This is a genomic window from Ensifer soli (assembly GCF_041928815.1).
Classification (GTDB): Bacteria; Pseudomonadota; Alphaproteobacteria; order Rhizobiales; family Rhizobiaceae; genus JBHFEI01.
The window spans coordinates 188,863-206,082 of record NZ_JBHFEI010000004.1 but is presented as its reverse complement, the minus strand read 5'-3'; the positions used below and the strand labels follow the sequence as shown (position 1 = coordinate 206,082).

At 65.1% G+C, this 17,220-nt stretch carries 14 protein-coding genes; 9 read left to right on the top strand and 5 right to left on the bottom strand.

All coding sequences use genetic code 11. The annotated features are described in order from the left end of the window. The first annotated feature begins 31 nt into the window (after nt 1-31). The gene (locus tag ACEVQ6_RS08075; protein WP_374888426.1) at nt 32-1,939 is read left to right on the top strand and encodes a glycosyltransferase family 2 protein; all 1,908 of its coding nucleotides are present in this window, start codon (nt 32-34) and stop codon (nt 1,937-1,939) included. Here the strand turns inward: ACEVQ6_RS08075 and ACEVQ6_RS08070 are convergent. Continuing rightward, the gene (locus ACEVQ6_RS08070; RefSeq protein WP_374888425.1) at nt 1,918-2,865 is read right to left on the bottom strand and encodes a diacylglycerol/lipid kinase family protein; all 948 of its coding nucleotides are present in this window, start codon (nt 2,863-2,865) and stop codon (nt 1,918-1,920) included. The genes ACEVQ6_RS08075 and ACEVQ6_RS08070 overlap by 22 nt on opposite strands. Before the next feature lie 129 nt (nt 2,866-2,994). After that, a complete protein-coding gene (locus ACEVQ6_RS08065; RefSeq protein WP_374888424.1) occupies nt 2,995-3,405 on the bottom strand; it encodes a winged helix-turn-helix transcriptional regulator in 411 nt (136 codons plus the stop codon). A gap of 133 nt (nt 3,406-3,538) precedes the next feature. Between ACEVQ6_RS08065 and ACEVQ6_RS08060 the strand changes: the two genes are divergently transcribed. After that, nucleotides 3,539-4,552 (top strand): zinc-binding alcohol dehydrogenase family protein, encoded by a 1,014-nt coding sequence (locus ACEVQ6_RS08060; protein WP_374888423.1) that lies wholly within the window; start codon nt 3,539-3,541, stop codon nt 4,550-4,552. A 216-nt stretch (nt 4,553-4,768) separates the two neighbouring features. Then, complete coding sequence (locus tag ACEVQ6_RS08055) at nt 4,769-5,164, top strand: DoxX family protein (RefSeq protein WP_374888422.1); 396 nt, start codon at nt 4,769-4,771, stop codon at nt 5,162-5,164. A gap of 4 nt (nt 5,165-5,168) precedes the next feature. Here ACEVQ6_RS08055 and ACEVQ6_RS08050 read toward each other — a convergent pair whose 3' ends face one another. Next, a complete protein-coding gene (locus ACEVQ6_RS08050; protein WP_374888421.1) occupies nt 5,169-5,786 on the bottom strand; it encodes a L,D-transpeptidase in 618 nt (205 codons plus the stop codon). Nucleotides 5,787-6,044: 258 nt separating this feature from the next. On the opposite strand from ACEVQ6_RS08050, the gene ACEVQ6_RS08045 reads away from it, so the two are divergent. After that, nucleotides 6,045-6,920 (top strand): DUF6492 family protein, encoded by an 876-nt coding sequence (locus ACEVQ6_RS08045; RefSeq protein ID WP_374888420.1) that lies wholly within the window; start codon nt 6,045-6,047, stop codon nt 6,918-6,920. Nucleotides 6,921-7,185: 265 nt separating this feature from the next. Further along, on the top strand, nt 7,186-8,274 hold the full coding sequence (locus ACEVQ6_RS08040; RefSeq protein ID WP_374888419.1) for a hypothetical protein: 1,089 nt from the start codon (nt 7,186-7,188) through the stop codon (nt 8,272-8,274). A gap of 29 nt (nt 8,275-8,303) precedes the next feature. Here the strand turns inward: ACEVQ6_RS08040 and ACEVQ6_RS08035 are convergent, their stop codons facing one another. Together ACEVQ6_RS08035 and ACEVQ6_RS08030 are read right to left on the bottom strand one after the other, a co-directional pair. Next, nucleotides 8,304-9,137 carry a hypothetical protein gene (locus ACEVQ6_RS08035; RefSeq protein WP_374888418.1) on the bottom strand — a complete coding sequence of 278 codons (834 nt, stop codon included), beginning with the start codon at nt 9,135-9,137 and terminating at the stop codon, nt 8,304-8,306. Nucleotides 9,138-9,304: 167 nt separating this feature from the next. Next, complete coding sequence (locus tag ACEVQ6_RS08030; protein ID WP_374888417.1) at nt 9,305-10,969, bottom strand: electron transfer flavoprotein-ubiquinone oxidoreductase; 1,665 nt, start codon at nt 10,967-10,969, stop codon at nt 9,305-9,307. Between the two features lie 194 nt (nt 10,970-11,163). Between ACEVQ6_RS08030 and ACEVQ6_RS08025 the strand changes: the two genes are divergently transcribed. From ACEVQ6_RS08025 to pepN, 4 genes are all read left to right on the top strand, one after another. Then, entirely contained in the window at nt 11,164-12,027 is an 864-nt protein-coding gene (locus ACEVQ6_RS08025; protein WP_374888416.1) for a uracil-DNA glycosylase, read from the top strand. A 131-nt stretch (nt 12,028-12,158) separates the two neighbouring features. Beyond that, nucleotides 12,159-12,335 carry a hypothetical protein gene (locus ACEVQ6_RS08020; RefSeq protein ID WP_374888415.1) on the top strand — a complete coding sequence of 59 codons (177 nt, stop codon included), beginning with the start codon at nt 12,159-12,161 and terminating at the stop codon, nt 12,333-12,335. A 344-nt stretch (nt 12,336-12,679) separates the two neighbouring features. Then, nucleotides 12,680-13,921, top strand: coding sequence for an MFS transporter (locus tag ACEVQ6_RS08015; RefSeq protein WP_374888414.1), 1,242 nt, complete (start codon nt 12,680-12,682; stop codon nt 13,919-13,921). Nucleotides 13,922-14,355: 434 nt separating this feature from the next. After that, nucleotides 14,356-17,004, top strand: a complete 2,649-nt coding sequence (gene pepN, locus ACEVQ6_RS08010) for an aminopeptidase N (protein ID WP_374888413.1) — start codon at nt 14,356-14,358, stop codon at nt 17,002-17,004. The last annotated feature ends 216 nt before the right edge of the window (nt 17,005-17,220 follow it).

Genomic DNA, 17,220 nt, shown 5'->3' with positions numbered 1-17,220 from the left:
TTGCGGATGCGGATCTGGATGGGATGTCGCGTTGATCTCTTACCTCACCTCGCTGTTTCGCAGGACCCGCCGTCCGCCACGGGTGCTGCCGGCTGCGGAAACGGACGGGATCCGCGTGTCACGGCTAAAGACGGTGCACGGCTCCTCGGCCTTCGTCTCGCGCAGCGACCGCCACATCTACCATTCCGCCGCCCGCAAGCCGGCAAACGCGACGCTGCTGCTGGTGGAGCGCGACGATTGCCCCTATGCCATGCTGACGAACATGGACGCGCGGCTGAAGCTTGCCGACCTGCCGGAAGCGAGCCTCCAGATCGTCATCCCCGTTGCCGGCGAGGGCCGGACCCTGTCTCTGCTGCTTCCCGGCTCGCGGCGCTACCTGACCGCCGTTCCGGTCTCCGGCGAGGAGACGAGCGGCTTCGTTTTCGATCGCCTCGCGGTCGGCGGCTGGGAGACCTTCGCCCGCATCGCCGACCGGCGTCAGGAACCGCATCTCGACGCCGTCGCCGCCGGGCTTGCCTGGCTCGGCGAACGGCTTCGCAAGGGCCATCTCGACGCGGCCGATCTCGTCGATCTCGTCCAGGCGACCTCCATCCCGGTGCGCCAGGGCATGCTGACGGCGCTCCTGCCGCTGCTCCGCCTCTCCGAACTCGACGCCTTCGGACGGCGGCTGGTCGAGGAACCGGCGCTTATCGCGCAGATTGCCGAGGCTCTTCCCGGCGACCGCTGGGCCATGACGGTGCTTCCTGGCCTGGCGGACTGGCTCCGCGACAGGGACGCGCCGCGTCCGGCGTGCCGCGAGATCAACGAGGATCTCGATTTCCTGGTGAAGACGGTCCGGCAGCAATATCTCTCCTTCGCCCATGCGGCCTCCACCCATGCCCGACGGCAGGTCGTGCCGCGCAAGCGGCTGTGCGTCGTGGCGACGGCCCGAAACGAGGGCGCCTACATCCTCGAATGGGTCGCCCATTATCGCGCGCTCGGCTTCGAGCAGATCTTTTTCTACACCAACGACAATGCCGACGGGTCGGACGGCCTGCTTGATGCGCTGGCGGCCCATGGCTACCTCGTCAAGATCGCCAACCGCACCGGGGTCCAGGTCAGCGGCCAGCGCAAGGCCTATGGCCATGCCTTCGCGATGCTTCCCGAGATCCTCGACTATGACTGGGCGCTGACGGTCGACCTCGACGAATTCCTCGCCTTCGACACGCAACGCTTCGCCACCTTCGGCGACCTCGTCGAATGGCACGAGCGGCAGCAGGCGGACGTCATCGCCTTCAACTGGGCCTTCGTCAGCTCGACCGGACAGACGCGCTGGTCGGCCGCGCCGCTGACGCGCCGCTGCACCCGGCGGATCGGCGCCGTCGACCGCCACATCAAGTCGATGAGCCGCGTGCGCAACGCAACGGGTTCGCAGCCGCATTTTCCCTTTACCGCCGAGCGGGCGGCGCTGACCTTCCGCGAAGCCAATGGCGAGATGCACACGTCCTCGAACACGGACATCCCGGCCGCCATCGCGCCGGCGCATTCCGACCGGCCGGACGATTCCACCGCCGTACTCTTCCACTACTTCACCAAGTCGGCCGAGGAATTCCTGTGGAAATTCTCGCGCAACCGGGGAAGCCAGGAGAAGAGCAGACAGGACGTCTTCCTCGGCCTTCCCGAACAGTTCCTCAGCGATTTCCTGCTTCAGTTCGAGGCGGACGGGCCGGACATTTCCGGGATGCTGCGCCAGAGCGTGCCGGACCTCGAGGCACGCATGGCGGAGATGCTGGAGAAGCCGGACATCCGCGCGGCGCATGAGGCGATGATCGCGGCCCGCGACGCGCGGCTTGCCCGCGTGGTCGCCGCCTACCGGAAGCACCTGCCCGTGGCCTTCGGGGAGAACGGACGGCAATTCGTCGCCCTGCTCGACCGCGCTCAGGCGCCGGACGTCGCCTGAGCATCCTCGACCGGTGTCGGGGGCGGAGCCTGCGCGCCGACCAGCAGCTTCAGTTCCCCCGGATGGATGCGCAGCGTCACCCGCCGGTCGAGCGGCAGAAGTTCGCCGTCGATGACGCAGTTGATCCGGCCATAGACCTTCGGAAAATGAAGCGCCACGGTGCTGCCGCTCATCTCGGTGATGACGGGGCTGTCGCGGAACTTGCCGCGCAGGATATCGACCGAGAGCCTGGCGACGCCGAAGGGGGTCAGCGGCGGGGCGGTGTAGAAGCCGAGGCGCCCGCTGGTGACGTCGTCGGCATACATCAGCGTGTCGCGGCCGAAGGGATTGTTGGAGACGGAGATCGCCGAGATGCGCCGGCGCTCGCGCACGCCGTCGACATCGATGTCCACGTCGAATTGCGGCGGGTTGAGGATGACGGCGATGGCGGCCCGCACGCTGGCGGAGATCTTGCCGATCCGCGAGGCATAGCTCAGCGAGTTGCGATAGCGCACCATGCGCGCGTGCAGCCCGGTCGAGAACTGGTGGACGAAGGCCCGGCCGTCGGCGCTGCCGATGTCGGCGTCGATGATCCGCCCGTGGGCGAGCACGTCGAGCACCTCGACGATGTCGAGCGGCAGCTTCAGCGAGCGGGCGAAGAGGTTCATCGTGCCGGCGGGCACGATGCCGAGCGGCATGCCGCTCTTCCAGGCGAGGCCGGCGGCGGCAGAGATGGTGCCGTCCCCGCCGCCGGCGATCATCGCATCGAGGTCATCGCGGCCTGCGGCGCGCTCCAGCGCCGCCTGCATCTCGTCGCCCGAAACGACCTCGGCGTCGATGTCATGGCCGGCATCGCGGAAGACCTGCTCGACCCGCGCCTCGTAGGCGGCCATGTCGGTCGTGCGAAACGTGCCGCCGTCGCGATTGAAAATGGCTTTGATCTTCATGGGGTCTCGATCGACTCCGGTAGAGCCGCCGGCCCATGCCGGCGGCCTGTCGCAGCGACAGGTGTCGATGACGGAGATAGGGAGCCGTCGGCGGGTTTCCAGATGGTGCTTTAGAAAGCGCGCGGAAGCCTAGGCAGAACGGCGCAGCGGCTGCTCCTCCGGCTTCGGCGCCCGCACGGTGACGAAGCGCAGCGCCCCGTCCTCGCAGACCGAATGCGCGTCGCCCCAGGACTTCAGCGCCGCGACCACCGGCTGCAGGCTGAGGCCGAGCGGCGTCAGCGCGTAGTCGACGCGCGGCGGCACGACAGGAAACACCGTGCGCGCGATGACGCCGCACCCCTCGAGCTCGCGCAGCTGCTTGGTCAGCATGCGCTGCGTCACATTCGGCAGACGCCGCCTCAGGTCGCTGAACCTCAGCGTGCCGCCCTGGAAAAGGTGGTAGAGGATGACGCCCTTCCACTTGCCGTCCATCAGGCTCAGCGTCGCCTCGACGGCGCAGCCGGGAAAACTCTGGGTCAGCTTCGAGCGCGGACGCGACATCACGGTATCCTTTTCGACACTATAGGCCAAATTTGTGCATTCTTGCGCATCATAGCAATAAGCCGCATCTAGGGCGAGAGGACGCCTGAAGGCGCCTGACCGTTCCATGACCTCTGAGACAAAGGATTTTGCCATGCGCGCCGTCGGATTTCGCTCTCCCCAGCCGATCGAGGCCGAAACCTCGCTGATCGATGTCGACCTGCCGACGCCCACGCCGACAGGGCGCGACCTTCTGGTCGAGGTTCGGGCCGTCTCGGTGAACCCCGTCGACGTGAAGGTGCGCGCCCGCGCGACGCCGCCGGAAGGGGAGGTGCGCGTGCTGGGCTTCGACGCGGCCGGCGTCGTCGTCGCCACCGGGCCGGACGTCCGGCTGTTCAAGCCCGGCGACGAAGTCTTCTATGCCGGATCGATCGACCGGCAGGGCAGCAACGCCGAATTCCAGCTCGTCGACGAGCGCATCGTCGGGCGCAAGCCCGCCTCGCTCGGCTTTGCCGCGAGCGCCGCCCTGCCGCTGACGGCGATCACCGCCTGGGAAGCGCTGTTCGACCGGCTGCATGTCGAGACGCCGGTTCCGGGCGCGCACAATGCCGTACTGATCGTCGGCGGCGCCGGCGGCGTCGGCTCGATCGCCGTCCAGCTCGCCCGGACCCTGACGAGCCTGACCGTGATCGCCACCGCCTCGCGGCCGGAGACGAAAGCCTGGGCGCAAGAGCTCGGCGCCCATCAGGTGATCGACCACGCCAAGCCGCTCGACGCCGAGATCGCCGCGCTGGCGCTCGGCGCGCCCGGCTTCGTCTTCTCGACCACCAACACCGCGAGCCACCTCGATGCGATCGTAAGGCTGATCGCGCCGCAGGGCCGTTTCGCTCTGATCGACGACCCGAAGGTGCTCGACATCATGCCGTTCAAGAGCAAGGCGGTCTCCGTGCACTGGGAACTGATGTTCACGCGGCCGGTGTTCAAGACGCCGGACATGGAGGAGCAGCACAGGTTGCTGAACGAGGTGTCGCGCCTGGTCGATGCCGGAAAGCTGCGCACGACGCTGACCGAGACCGTCGGCACCATCAACGCCGCCAACCTGAAGACGGCGCATGCGCTGGTCGAGACCGGGCGGATGAAGGGCAAGGTCGTCCTCGAAGGCTTCTGAGGCCCATCGGCCGGTTCACGGCATGCTTCCGGCGGCGAGCCGCCGGAGCGGCAGACGACGCGGGCTTTCGTTGACCCCGGCCGCCCGGAAGGCCAAGCGTGGCAGGCCGAAGCCCCTTGGTGAACCCGTGGCCCTTCCGCCGCCGCGTGGCCATTGAACGCGCCTTGCCCGCGTGGGACAGTCCACCGTCTTCACGCGGGCGAATCGGGGGATTGCATGCCGGCCATCATCGAGACGATCGTCAACGCGCGCTGGTTCGGCCTCCTGGCGCGCGTCGTCCTCACCTACATGTTCTGGGCCAGCGGCCTTGCCAAGCTCATCGATTTCAACGGCGCGCTCGGCGAGATGGCCCATTTCGGCCTGCAGCCGGCGGCGCTCTTCGCCATCGCCACGATCGTCGTGCAGATCGGCGGCTCTGCCCTGATCATCGCGGACCGGCACACATGGCTCGGCGCCGGCGCGCTCGGCGTGTTCACCGCGCTGACGATCCCGATCGCCCATGGTTTCTGGGCGATGGAGGAGCCGATGCGCACGCTCGAATTCTATGTCGTGATGGAGCACATCACGGTGATTGGCGCGCTGATGGTCGTCGCCTGGAAGACGCGGCGCTGACCGTTCAGGCCTGCAGCACGACCACCCTGCCGCCCGGCTCGACCCGCTCGTAAAGGTCGATGACGTCGTGGTTCATCATGCGCACGCATCCCGATGACATGGCAAGGCCGATCGACTGGGGCTGGTTGGTGCCGTGGATGCGGAACATCGTGTCGTTGCCGCCGCGATAGAGATAGATCGCCCGCGCGCCGAGGGGATTGTTCGGCCCGCCGGGCAGGCCGCCGGCATATTTCAGGTTCTTCTGCGGATCGCGGCGGATCATGTTGTCCGTCGGCGTCCAGCTCGGCCATTCCGCCTTGCGGCCGATATAGGCCGTGCCGGCCAGCGCATAGCCGTTGCGGCCGACGCCGACGCCATAGCGCAGCGCCCTGCCGTTTCCGAGCACATAGTAGAGCCGGCGCTCGGGCGTATCTACGACGATCGTGCCCGGCGCCTCGCTGGTGTCGTAGGCGACCTCCTGGCGACGCAGTTCGGGCTTGATCTTTTCGAGCGGCACCGCCTTCAGCGGAAACCTCTCGTCCGGCCGAGGGCCGTAATTGGCGACATGATTCGGCGCGTTCGTCGAGCAGCCGGCGAGAAGAGCGGAAAAGCCGACGAGCAGGCCCCGGCGCGATATCGACATGAATGTGTCCCCAACGTGATCAAATCATGGCGCCCACGCTAGGAATTTATGGTTAACGGACGGTTAAAGACCGCCTGTCGCGATTTACGATCGCGCGCCGAATGAAGCCGGCGGCGTTTCGACAGAGACGCGATGGCTTCCCGTTAACCTTAATGAAAGGTTAAATTCATTCCTGTGGCAAAATAATTCCGTTCACCATATTTATTAATGAGAAAACAGAACGGTTAAAAATTTGTTAAATTTTTCGGAGATCAAATTATGCACAAGACGGCGATCGTCACCGCCTCCTATGTCAACGATTTCGAGCGCTGCAGACTTCTGTGCGAAAGCATAGATCGACACGTAATGGGTGATTTCATCCATTATATTCTTGTGTCTGGTCGCGACTTGGCATTGTTTCGCGCGCTCGAGGGCGCCCGTCGCCGGATCATCGACGAACGTGACCTGCTGCCGTCCTGGCTCGTCGCCTTGCCGGATCCGACGGCACTGATGCGCCGCCAGGTGTGGCTGAGCCCCTTCTCACCGCCGCTGCGCGGCTGGCACGTGCAGCAGCTGCGCCGGATGGCGCTCGCCCGGCAGATCGGCGAGACGGCGATGCTGACCGTCGATTCGGATGTCGTGCTCATCCGCGACTTCGATCCCGCGACGCTCTGGCAGGGGGAAAGGCTGGCCTTCTATCGCCGGCCCGGCGCGATCGACGAGGATATCCGTTCGGATCATCTGAAATGGCTGAAGCACAGCGAAAGGCTGCTCGGTCTGCCGCCCGCCCGCCTGCCGGCCACCGACTATATCAGTTCGCTGATCCCGTGGCGGACGGACACCTGCCGCCGGCTCCTCGACCATATCGAGGCGCGCCACGGGCGGCACTGGGTCAAGGCGATGATCGGCACGCGCGCCTTCTCGGAATGCATCATCTACGGCCGCTTCGTCGACGAGGTCCTCGGCGGCGAAGGCCACGTCGCCATGCCGCAGGCGCTCTGCCATTCGCTCTGGTTCGAGGACAGCTACGACCGCAACCTCTCCGGCCTGCGCCGCTTCGTCGCCGACATGGCCCCGAACCAGATCGCCCTGCAGATCCAGTCCTTCATCGGCCACAGCATCGCGGATATCAGGGCGGCGACGGCGGTGGTCTGACGGTGCGCCCTGCCGGTCTTTGCAGATGGGCATCACGGCGGTTGAGTAAGACGCTCCTTCGATGCAGCACGGAGCACAGCTTGACGGCGCCGTGGGAAAGTGAAGGTATGGCGCGGAATTTGGCCTTGCCTTTTCGGGTGCGCTCGAAGGCATGTCCGATCCGGCCTTGTTGTCGAGCACTGAGGCCGTCAAAACCCGTAAGGATTGCATTGCAGGGTGCTTGCGACGACCCGCCATGCGTCGTGATTGAAATGCGAGTGGGACAATGACCGACGTGAAATTCATCGCTGCCGGCGTGGCCAGGGCGCGGGACGCCTTCGTTGTCATCTTCGGCCGCCACGCTTTTCCATCTGAATGTCTGGGTGTCAGCATCGAGCGTGTCGACGGTTCCGTCATGGACGCCGAATTCGAGGAAGTTGCCAATCCTCAGGGCGAAGTGCAGAGGGTCATCAACAACTGCTACACACCGACCCGCAAACACCTGGCGACATACGGCAACCTGTATTCAATATCCATCCCCATAACCGAATGGAAGACGGTTCGACATATTCGACTGACGCTCAACACATCGGAGGCCGTTCCATTTTATTCAAGAAATGTTTCCCTCGAATACATGACCGTCTTCGATGAATCCGAATTCGAGTCTTTTTTCACGTATCAGAGCAGGAGAAATATTGATTCGTTCACCACGGCAATCGTGGCCCGGAACAATCTCGAGAGATTGGGCGAACTGCAAGCCGTCAATCCCGATATGGCCTGCTATGCCATAAACTGCTTCGTCATCCTCGCCTACAAGGCCGTGGAACTGTCGGACACGTCGCTGCTCACCTATGTGAGAGAAAAGCTTCACGATATCCGGTCGATGGAGGCGCTGGTTCCGTTCGGAGCGTCAATCCGGCAGGACCCGATCCAGATGCAGATCTCCCTGGCGATGGCGATGACGCATGTTCACATCCATTCGAACGACGTGAACGCCTTCAAGAGGGAGGCAGGCAGGGTCGTCTCGGCGGTCCGGAACCAGACCCCGTTCCGCCTGACCTACGGGTTGAATGTCAGCCTGGCGCAGGTCCTCCTAGCGGTCTTCGATCACTATCACGGCGCCGGCAAGGAAGACGATTTTCATGCTGTCATGGATACGCTTCGCCGCTCCGTGAGCGCGGATACGGACGTGGCGATGCAGGTGCGTGAACTCCAGAGCGTGGTGGCGAATGCCTATGTGGCGAAGCTGTTCGTGCAATCCTACCGAACCGGCGACGTCACTCCGCAGACCCTGGCGGCGTCCTTGCGTGACATCGCACCGAGGGTCAACACAGAGGCGTTCCGGAAGAAGATGAAATCCTTCCTTCTCGGGTAACGCACCGGGCCGTCCGCGCCTCGCGCCGCCTAAAGAAGGTCCCTGTAGTCGAACCCCGTCAGCTCGCGCAACTTTTCGACAACCCGGCCGATCGCGGCGTCATTCCCCCCGGAAATATTGATCTGATTGAAGAGACCGGCGGACTCCTCTCCTTCAATCAGGAGAGTGGGAAACTCGCGGCCCCGTGTGCCAGCCTCGGCCATCGGAACGCGGTGCACGGGCACGCCCTGCGACATGCTGATGAATTTCAGCACGACGTCATCCTGTGCGGGCGCCTGCTGCCGCAGCGTCTCGAGCAGGTCGAGATCCGAGAAAATATCGGTGGAGTAAAGGATCCCGCCTCGTCCGGTCGCAAACGTGAAGAGTGGTCTTTGCGCAAGCGGAACATCACCGAAACCTGTATTCTCGTCCCGGATCATCGGCCATTTGTTGTAGGGGGCGAGGCCACCATTCGCGGTGATCATGGCGCGGCACCGGTACGCCGTGATTGCGTGTCCTCCGCCGGCCGCAGCCTCGACCAGCCCTTTCAGCCAGTCGCGCGGATAAACAACGTCATCATCGGCGGTCACGATATATCTGAAGGATCCCCCATACAGTCTCTGCGCATCGAATATTTTTCGATAAGGCCCAATGTTCCTGGTAAAATTTATCTCGATCATGCCATGATTCTGCATGTCGATCAGATCATCGGGAAGAGAATTTTTATCTATCCCCTTATCCAACATGAAAGAATCTTCAGATATATTTAGAAAAATTTTCCTTGGTGAAAATGACTGCTCATAAATGCTTTTCAATACCTTTCCAACATGTCCGATTCTGGAATCGATTGTGGTAAGGGAGACAATAACAGTATCGGCAACCATGATGACCTTTCCTCGCCGCACCGCACTCGGTCGTCGTCTTCGATATGCCCCTTGGGACGCAAATGTCGGAATGCGCGAAATACGCCACCATGCTTCCGATGCCTTGAGACGCGTTCAACGATGCCCCCCATCGCGGACGGACCCGCACCCCGCTTAAAGCACAGATCTCACATGCCCGGATAGACCGGCCCCTCGCCGCCCTGGGGCGGGACCCAGGTGATGTTCTGGTTCGGATCCTTGATGTCGCAGGTCTTGCAGTGGACGCAGTTCTGGGCATTGATGACATAGACGTCGGCGCCGTCCTTCTCGACCCATTCGTAGACGCCGGCGGGACAGTAGCGCGTCGACGGACCGGCATAGATGTCGTGTTCCGAGCGCTTTTGCAGATCCCTGTCCTTGACCTTGAGGTGCACCGGCTGGTCCTCCTCGTGGTTGGTGTTCGACAGGAAGACCGAGGAGAGCCGGTCGAAGGTGAGCACACCGTCCGGTTTCGGGTAGTCGATCCTCCTGTGCTGCGCCGCCGGCTCGAGCGACTGCGCATCCGTCTTGCCGTGCTTCAAGGTGCCGAAGAAGGAAAAGCCGAAGAGCTGATTGGTCCACATGTCGAGCCCGCCCAGCGCCACGCCGAGCGCCGTGCCGAATTTCGACCAGAGCGGCTTGACGTTCCGGACCTTCTTCAGATCGGAGCCGATGGCGCTGTCGCGCCAGCCGAGCTCGATCTCGATGGGTTCGTCATGGGCGCGCCCGGCGGTGATCGCGGCGGCGAGCTTCTCGGCGGCGAGAATGCCGGACAGGACCGCATTGTGGCTGCCCTTGATGCGCGGCACGTTGACGAAGCCGGCCGAGCAGCCGATCAACGCGCCGCCGGGGAAGGACAGCTTCGGCACCGACTGCCAGCCGCCCTCCGTAATGGCGCGCGCGCCGTAGGAGAGCCGCTTTCCGCCCTCGAAAGTGCCCCTGATGGCGGGATGCGTCTTGAAGCGCTGGAACTCCTCGAACGGCGCGAGGTAGGGGTTCTTGTAGTTCAAATGCACGACGAAGCCGACGGCGACCAGATTGTCCTCGAGATGATAGAGGAAGGATCCGCCGCCCGTCTTCATGCCGAGCGGCCAGCCGAAGGAATGCTGCACCAGTCCGGGCCGATGGTGCTCCGGCTTTACCTGCCAGAGCTCCTTGAGCCCGATGCCGAATTTCTGCGGTTCGCGGTCGCGGGCAAGATCGAACCTGGCGATGAGCTGTTTGGCGAGCGACCCGCGCACGCCCTCGCCGATCAACGTGTATTTTCCGCGAAGTTCCATGCCGCGCGTGTAGCTCGGTCCGGGCTCGCCGTTCTTCTCGATGCCCATGTCGCCGGTCGCGACGCCGACGACCGCACCCTGCGCATTGTAGAGGACCTCCGTCGCGGCGAAGCCCGGATAGATCTCGACGCCGAGTTCCTCCGCCTTGGTGGCCAGCCAGCGACAGACATTGCCGAGCGAGACGATGTAGTTGCCGTGATTGCTCATCAGCGGCGGCATGGCGAAGTTCGACAGGCGGAGCGCGCCGGCCGGGCCGAGCAGCAGGAAATGGTCGTCGGTCACCGCGGTCTTGAAGGGATGGCTCTCGTCGGAGCGCCATCCGGGCAGCAGCCGGTCGATGCCGAGCGGATCGACGACGGCCCCGGAAAGAATGTGCGCGCCGACCTCCGCCCCCTTTTCCAGAACGACGACCGACAGGTCCGGATCGACCTGCTTCAGCCGGATCGCCGCAGACAGGCCCGCAGGGCCGGCGCCGACGATCACGACGTCGAAGTCCATCGCCTCGCGTTCGGGAAGTTCCATCGCCTCGCTCATGTGCCATTTCTCCGGTCGCTCTGGCGCCCCGCGCGCATCCCCGCGGCGCGCCGGCCTCATTCCTGTGGCAACCGTCTTGTCAAATCGTGCCGGCCTTGTCGAGCCGGAACGCGACAGGCAGTCCGGTCTTTGCGCAAGGCACGCATCCTCCATCGGTGCTTTCCCGGCGGGGACGCCTCCTGTAAGAGAGGACCATGATCCCCGCCGATGCTCTTTCCCCCCGCGAGCTTGCCGCGCTCCTGCAGTTTTATGCGGATGCCGGCGTGGAATGGCCTGTCGAGAACCAGCCGCTTGACCGCTTCGCAGAATTCCGGGCGCGCAGCGAACGCTTGGACACCGCCTCCCCTCCCGCCGATCCGTCCCCCGCCCCCGCGCGCCCGGCGGTGAAGGCGGCGCCGGCAAGGCCCGCGGAACGCGCGGCGCCCGCGCGGCCCACTGTTGCCATTCCGGACGAACAGGCGATCGCCGATGCGCTTGCCGCCGCCTCGGGCGCCGAGACACTCGATGCGCTTCGGCAGGCACTCGAGGCCTTTGCCGGCTGCAACCTGCGCATGAGCGCGCGCTCGACGCTGTTCCTCAGCGGCGATCCGGCGGCGCGGGTGATGGTCGTCGGCCCGATGCCCTATAGCGACGACGAACGCGAGGGCGCGCCCTTCTCCGGCCTTCACGGCGAGATGCTCGACCGGATGCTCGGCGCGATCGGCCTGCAGCGGCAGGACCTCGCCCTTTCGACCGCGGTTCCATGGCGCCCTCCGGGCAACCGCATGCCGACCGCGCGCGAATCCGACATCTGCCGCCCCTTCATCGAGCGTCAGATCGCGCTCGTCGCGCCGCGCCGCCTGCTGCTGCTCGGCAATTTCACCGCGCGCTTCTTCTTCGGCGGCAGTGAAACCATCCATGACGCGCGCGGCCGCTGGCGCGCGGTGGCGATCGGCGGGCGGGACATTCCGGCGATGGCGACGCTGCATCCGCAGGAACTCCTGTCGGCGCCGGCCAGCAAGCGGCTGGCCTGGCAGGACCTGCTCGCCTTCAGGGCGGGCATGCTTTCCGAGATCTGAACGAGAGATGAAGACTTTATGAAGAAAGCCATGCGCATTGCGCATGTCAGCAGCGCGGCGCGGTGGATTGCACGATCGGCGCCCCGGCGCAATATAGAAGCACGGGAGGGAAGAAACCAAGGAATTGCATCATGACTGCCCGCTTTCGCCCCGTCCACAGCAACTTCGAGACGCTCCGCCATTGCGGCCCCGCGCGTCGCCAGCCGCTGATGGCCTTCGGCTCTGCCGCGAACGAGCAGATGACGGCCATGGGCTCGATGCGCACGACGCGCCCCCTTCCCCTGTTTTCGGAATTCGTCCAGCGCTGATCGCCTTCGCGCTCGGCGCGGACACACCGCCGGCGGCCCGCTTCCATCGCGGGCCGCCGGCTTTGTTTTGACATGCCACGGATTGCGCCATCGCCTGTCGCAATCCGTGGCAGGAGAATCACGCCGATCAGGCGAGACTGACGCCGCAGGACCGTTGCGGCATGTCGAGGCGTGAGGCTTGACACGTCCGTGACGGAACGGCGAATGACCGGCCCGCACGTTCCGCCTTCATTTCCCGAAGACCGCGATGCCGACGGGGCGGCAGGTGCAACCTTCGTTCCCGCCCTTTCAAGAACGGCCGGCCTCGTGCCTTCAGCGCGGGCGGCCGATGCGCCGGAGTGCCCATGCTGGCCAGCCTCACATCCGTCCTGAGCCTTCTGGTCTCGACGCTGCTGATCATGGTCGGTTTCGGCCTGTCGGGCTATGTCCTGCCCGTGCGGGCGGTGGCGGAAGGCTGGTCGACCGTCACCATCGCCATCATCGCCACCGGCTACACGATCGGCTTCACGCTGTCCTGCGTCGTCACGCCGACCTTCGTGTCCCGCGTCGGCCACATCCGCGTCTTCTCCTCGACGATCACCCTGCTGGCGATCGCCATCCTGCTGTGCGGGCTGGTGGTCGACTGGCGCGCCTGGATCGTCTTTCGCGCCATGGCGGGCTTTGCTATGGCCGGCAGCTACCTTGTCATCGAGAGCTGGCTGAACGAGCGGGTCACCAACGACAATCGCGGCATGCTGTTTTCCTGCTATCTGGTGACGACGATGATCGGCTCCATCGGCGGGCAGTATCTCGTGCCGCTCGGCGATCCGTCCAACACCTCGCTCTTCATTCTGTGCGGCGTGATCTTCTCGGTCGGGCTCCTGCCGACGGCGCTGTCCTCCTCGCCCTCGCCGCAGCCGCCGCCCCGCGTCCGCTTCAACCTGCTGACGCTCTACCGCCGGTCGCCGGCCGCCGTGTTCGGCGCCTTCGTGGCCGGCATCATCGCCGGGGCATGGCTGAACCTCGGCGCGGTCTTCACGCAGAAGATCGGGCTCACCACGGCCGAGGGCGCGACGCTGCTCGGCGCGCTCGTTGCCGGCAGCGCGCTGGCGCAACTGCCGATCGGCCGCCTTTCCGACCGCATCGACCGCCGCCTCGTCATGGTCGGCTGCGGCGCGTTCGGCATGGTCGCGTGCCTGGCGATGGTCGCTGCGGCCGGAAGCTCCGCCGCCATGCTGTCTCTCATCGCGGGCCTCGTCGGCACCGTCCTCTACCCGATCTACGGCATCAACGTCGCCCATGCCAACGACCTGGCGGAGCCGCAACAGTATGTCGAGGTCTCGTCCGGCATGATGGTGACCTACGGCATCGGCACGATCACCGGCCCGCTCGTCGTCGGCCCGGTGATGGATGCGTTCGGCCCGGCCGCGCTCTTCGCGGTCCTCGCCGTCGCCTTCGCGCTCTACGGCGCCTATGCCGGCTGGCGCATTTCCCGCCGCGAACAGTCGGACGGGCTGGTGGCAAAGACCGACTTCCAGGCGGGTCCGGTGCCGACCGCCCCGACGGTGGAGCAGATCCCGGGACCGAACGCGGAGCCGGAGGCCTGAGCCTCTCCCGTCGCCTGCACGCCCTGTCGTCCCTGTTTGGTCGCGGCGGTCCGAACCGAAACAGGGGGACGCCGGCGGGACAGGCTGCGGTCGACGGCGAAATCCGGCAATTCACTCAATTGTTAGGATTAATTTTGTAAATTTCTTGCACCATGCCGCGTGACCGTCGAAACACCGGCAGAATTCCATTGACGCATCGTTCTGGCACCGTGGCGAAGAGCCATCCAGCCCTCGCCGCCACGCTTTCGCGACCGATCCTGCCCGGACGGCCCCGCGAGAACCGGCGCGTTTCAACCATCCTCAACGGGAAGACACCATCGGCGGATCGGCCATGAGGGTCGGGCGCGGCCGTTTTCGCGATTCCTTCACAATTTTTCCGATCGCAGGCGGCCGGCGGCCGCGCTGCGGCGGCAACAGCACAAGCGGGTGAGACCATGCGGACAGAAACCGGCCAGATCTTTCATCTCGAAGACTACGCCCCGGCGGATTTCGTGCTCGAGCGTGTCGATCTCACCTTCGAACTCGATCCCAAGGATACCAAGGTCGAGGCGAGGCTGATCTTTCACCGACGCGACGGCGTCGATCCGGCACGGCCGCTGGTCCTCGACGGGGACGAACTGACGATGACCGGCCTGATGCTCGACCAGGTGGACATTCCGGCGAACGACCATGACGTCACGCCGCAATCGCTGACTTTGCGCAACCTGCCGGAGAGCGCGCCCTTCGAGGTGACGATCGTGACGCAGATTGCGCCCGAATCGAACACGAAGCTGATGGGCCTCTACCGCACCAACGGCGTCTACTGCACGCAATGCGAGGCCGAGGGCTTCCGCCGCATCACCTATTTCCCCGACCGGCCGGACGTGCTCGCCGTCTACACGGTCAACATCATCGCCGACAAGGCGACGACGCCGCTGCTTCTGTCGAACGGCAACTATCTCGGCGGCGCGGGCATGGGCGACGGCCGCCATTTCGCCGCCTGGTTCGATCCGCATCCGAAGCCGAGCTACCTCTTCGCCCTCGTCGCCGGGGACCTCGGCGTCGTCGAGGACAGCTTCACCACCGCCTCGGGCCGCGAGGTCGCGCTGAAGATCTATGTCGAGCACGGCAAGGAGCCGCGCGCGGCCTATGCGATGGATGCGCTGAAGCGGTCGATGCGCTGGGACGAGGAGGTCTTCGGCCGGGAATACGACCTCGACATCTTCATGATCGTCGCCGTCTCCGACTTCAACATGGGGGCGATGGAGAACAAGGGCCTCAACGTCTTCAACGACAAGTATGTTCTCGCCGACCCGGAAACCGCCACCGACCAGGACTATGCCAACATCGAGGCGATCATCGCCCACGAATATTTCCACAACTGGACGGGCAACCGCATCACCTGCCGCGACTGGTTCCAGCTCTGCCTGAAGGAGGGGCTGACGGTCTATCGCGACCACGAATTCTCCGCCGACCAGCGCTCGCGCGCGGTGAAGCGCATCGCCGAGGTAAGGCATCTGAAGGCCGAGCAGTTCCCCGAGGATGCCGGGCCGCTTGCCCATCCGGTGCGGCCGGATACCTATCGCGAGATCAACAACTTCTACACGACGACCGTCTACGAGAAGGGCAGCGAGGTCACGCGGATGATCGCGACGCTGCTTGGGCCCGATCTCTTCAAGCGCGGCATGGACCTCTATTTCGAGCGGCATGATGGCCAGGCGGTGACGATCGAGGATTTCGTCGCCTGCTTCGCCGAGGTGAGCGGACGGGACCTCTCGCAGTTCTCGCTCTGGTACACGCAGGCCGGCACGCCGCTCGTCACGGCGTCCGGCACCTATGATGCGGCCCGGCAGGCCTTCACCCTGTCGCTCGAACAGATGGTGCCGCCGACGCCCGGCCAGCCGACCAAGGAACCGATGCACATTCCGCTTCGGGTCGGGCTGCTGCTCGAAGACGGCAGCGAGGCGAAGGCTCAGCGCATCGACGGCATCGAGGCAACGGGAGACGTGCTGCATCTCACCGAACGCAGCCAGACCGTCACCTTCACCGGCATCGCCTCGCGACCGGTCGTCTCGCTCAACCGCGGATTTTCCGCGCCGATCAACCTGCATTTCGAACAGCCGCCGGCCGACCTCGCCCATGTGGCGCTGCACGAAAGCGATCTCTTCGCCCGCTGGCAGGCGGTCAACGCCATCGCCATGCCCAATCTCGTCGCGGGCACCGCCGCCGTTGCCGCGGGCCGGCCGGTCGAATGCGACGCGACGCTGATCGAGGCGCTTGTCGCCGCCGCGGGCGATGCCGGGCTCGAGCCCGCCTTCCGGGCCCAGACACTGGCGCTGCCGAGCGAGGCGGACATCGCCCGCGAGATCGGCCGCGACACCGATCCGGACGCGATCCACGAGGCACGCCGGCAGGTCGTCGCCGCGGTCGCGCGGGCCGGCCATGCCGTCTTCGCCCGCCTCGTCGACGAGATGCGGGCGGACGGGCCGTTCACCCCGGACGCGCAAAGCGCCGGCAGGCGGGCGCTGCGCAATGCCGCACTCGGCTACCGCGTCGCTGCCGAAGAGGATCCGGCACCCGTCGCCGACGCCTTCGCCGCCGCCGACAACATGACCGACCGGCTGCAGGCCCTGACGCTGCTGTGCCATCGCTTTCCGGAGGCCGCGGAAACGGGAGCGGCGCTTGACGCTTTCCGGCGGCGCTTCGAGACGGACGCGCTCGTCATCGACAAATGGCTAAGCGTGCAGGCCTCGACGCCGGGTGCCGGCGCGCTCGAGCGCGTGCGCGGCCTGATGGGCGACGGGCTGTTCAACGCGAACAATCCGAACCGGGTGCGCGCGCTGATCGGTACCTTTGCCTTCTCAAACCCGACAGGGTTCAACCGGGCCGACGGTGAGGGCTACCGTTTCCTCGCGGCCCAGATCCTCGACATCGACGGGCGCAATCCGCAGCTCGCCGCCCGGATCCTGACATCGCTGCGCTCCTGGCGCGCGCTCGAGGAGACGAGGGCCTCCCACGCCCGCGCAGCACTTCGCCAGATCGCCCAGGCACCGCGGCTCTCGCCGGACGTGAGCGACATCGTCGAGCGCATCCTCAAGGGTTGAAACGGACATTGCAGGAGGCGTCCTCGGCGGGAGAGCCTCCTGCCGAAAAGCGCCTGACATTGACCTATGCCCATGATAATAATTCATTTTATCAGGAATTTCGCGTCCGTCGCGGGCGCGACTAGCAAAACGCGCCCTTAAGATTTGGTAAACGTCCCGGCCGGATTTTCGCTGGACAAGGCGAATCGCCTTTGATTCATTGTCCGTGGTTCGCGC

Excerpts from the sequence above, each read along its gene's own strand:
- pepN (WP_374888413.1), top strand. The coding sequence starts at position 14,356 with ATGCGGACAGAAACCGGCCAGATCTTTCATCTCGAAGACTACGCCCCG.
- ACEVQ6_RS08015 (WP_374888414.1), top strand. The coding sequence starts at position 12,680 with ATGCTGGCCAGCCTCACATCCGTCCTGAGCCTTCTGGTCTCGACGCTG.
- ACEVQ6_RS08025 (WP_374888416.1), top strand. The coding sequence starts at position 11,164 with ATGATCCCCGCCGATGCTCTTTCCCCCCGCGAGCTTGCCGCGCTCCTG.
- ACEVQ6_RS08050 (WP_374888421.1), bottom strand. The coding sequence starts at position 5,786 with ATGTCGATATCGCGCCGGGGCCTGCTCGTCGGCTTTTCCGCTCTTCTC.
- ACEVQ6_RS08055 (WP_374888422.1), top strand. The coding sequence starts at position 4,769 with ATGCCGGCCATCATCGAGACGATCGTCAACGCGCGCTGGTTCGGCCTC.
- ACEVQ6_RS08060 (WP_374888423.1), top strand. The coding sequence starts at position 3,539 with ATGCGCGCCGTCGGATTTCGCTCTCCCCAGCCGATCGAGGCCGAAACC.
- ACEVQ6_RS08040 (WP_374888419.1), top strand. The coding sequence starts at position 7,186 with ATGACCGACGTGAAATTCATCGCTGCCGGCGTGGCCAGGGCGCGGGAC.
- ACEVQ6_RS08030 (WP_374888417.1), bottom strand. The coding sequence starts at position 10,969 with ATGAGCGAGGCGATGGAACTTCCCGAACGCGAGGCGATGGACTTCGAC.
- ACEVQ6_RS08035 (WP_374888418.1), bottom strand. The coding sequence starts at position 9,137 with ATGGTTGCCGATACTGTTATTGTCTCCCTTACCACAATCGATTCCAGA.
- ACEVQ6_RS08045 (WP_374888420.1), top strand. The coding sequence starts at position 6,045 with ATGCACAAGACGGCGATCGTCACCGCCTCCTATGTCAACGATTTCGAG.
- ACEVQ6_RS08065 (WP_374888424.1), bottom strand. The coding sequence starts at position 3,405 with ATGTCGCGTCCGCGCTCGAAGCTGACCCAGAGTTTTCCCGGCTGCGCC.
- ACEVQ6_RS08020 (WP_374888415.1), top strand. The coding sequence starts at position 12,159 with ATGACTGCCCGCTTTCGCCCCGTCCACAGCAACTTCGAGACGCTCCGC.
- ACEVQ6_RS08070 (WP_374888425.1), bottom strand. The coding sequence starts at position 2,865 with ATGAAGATCAAAGCCATTTTCAATCGCGACGGCGGCACGTTTCGCACG.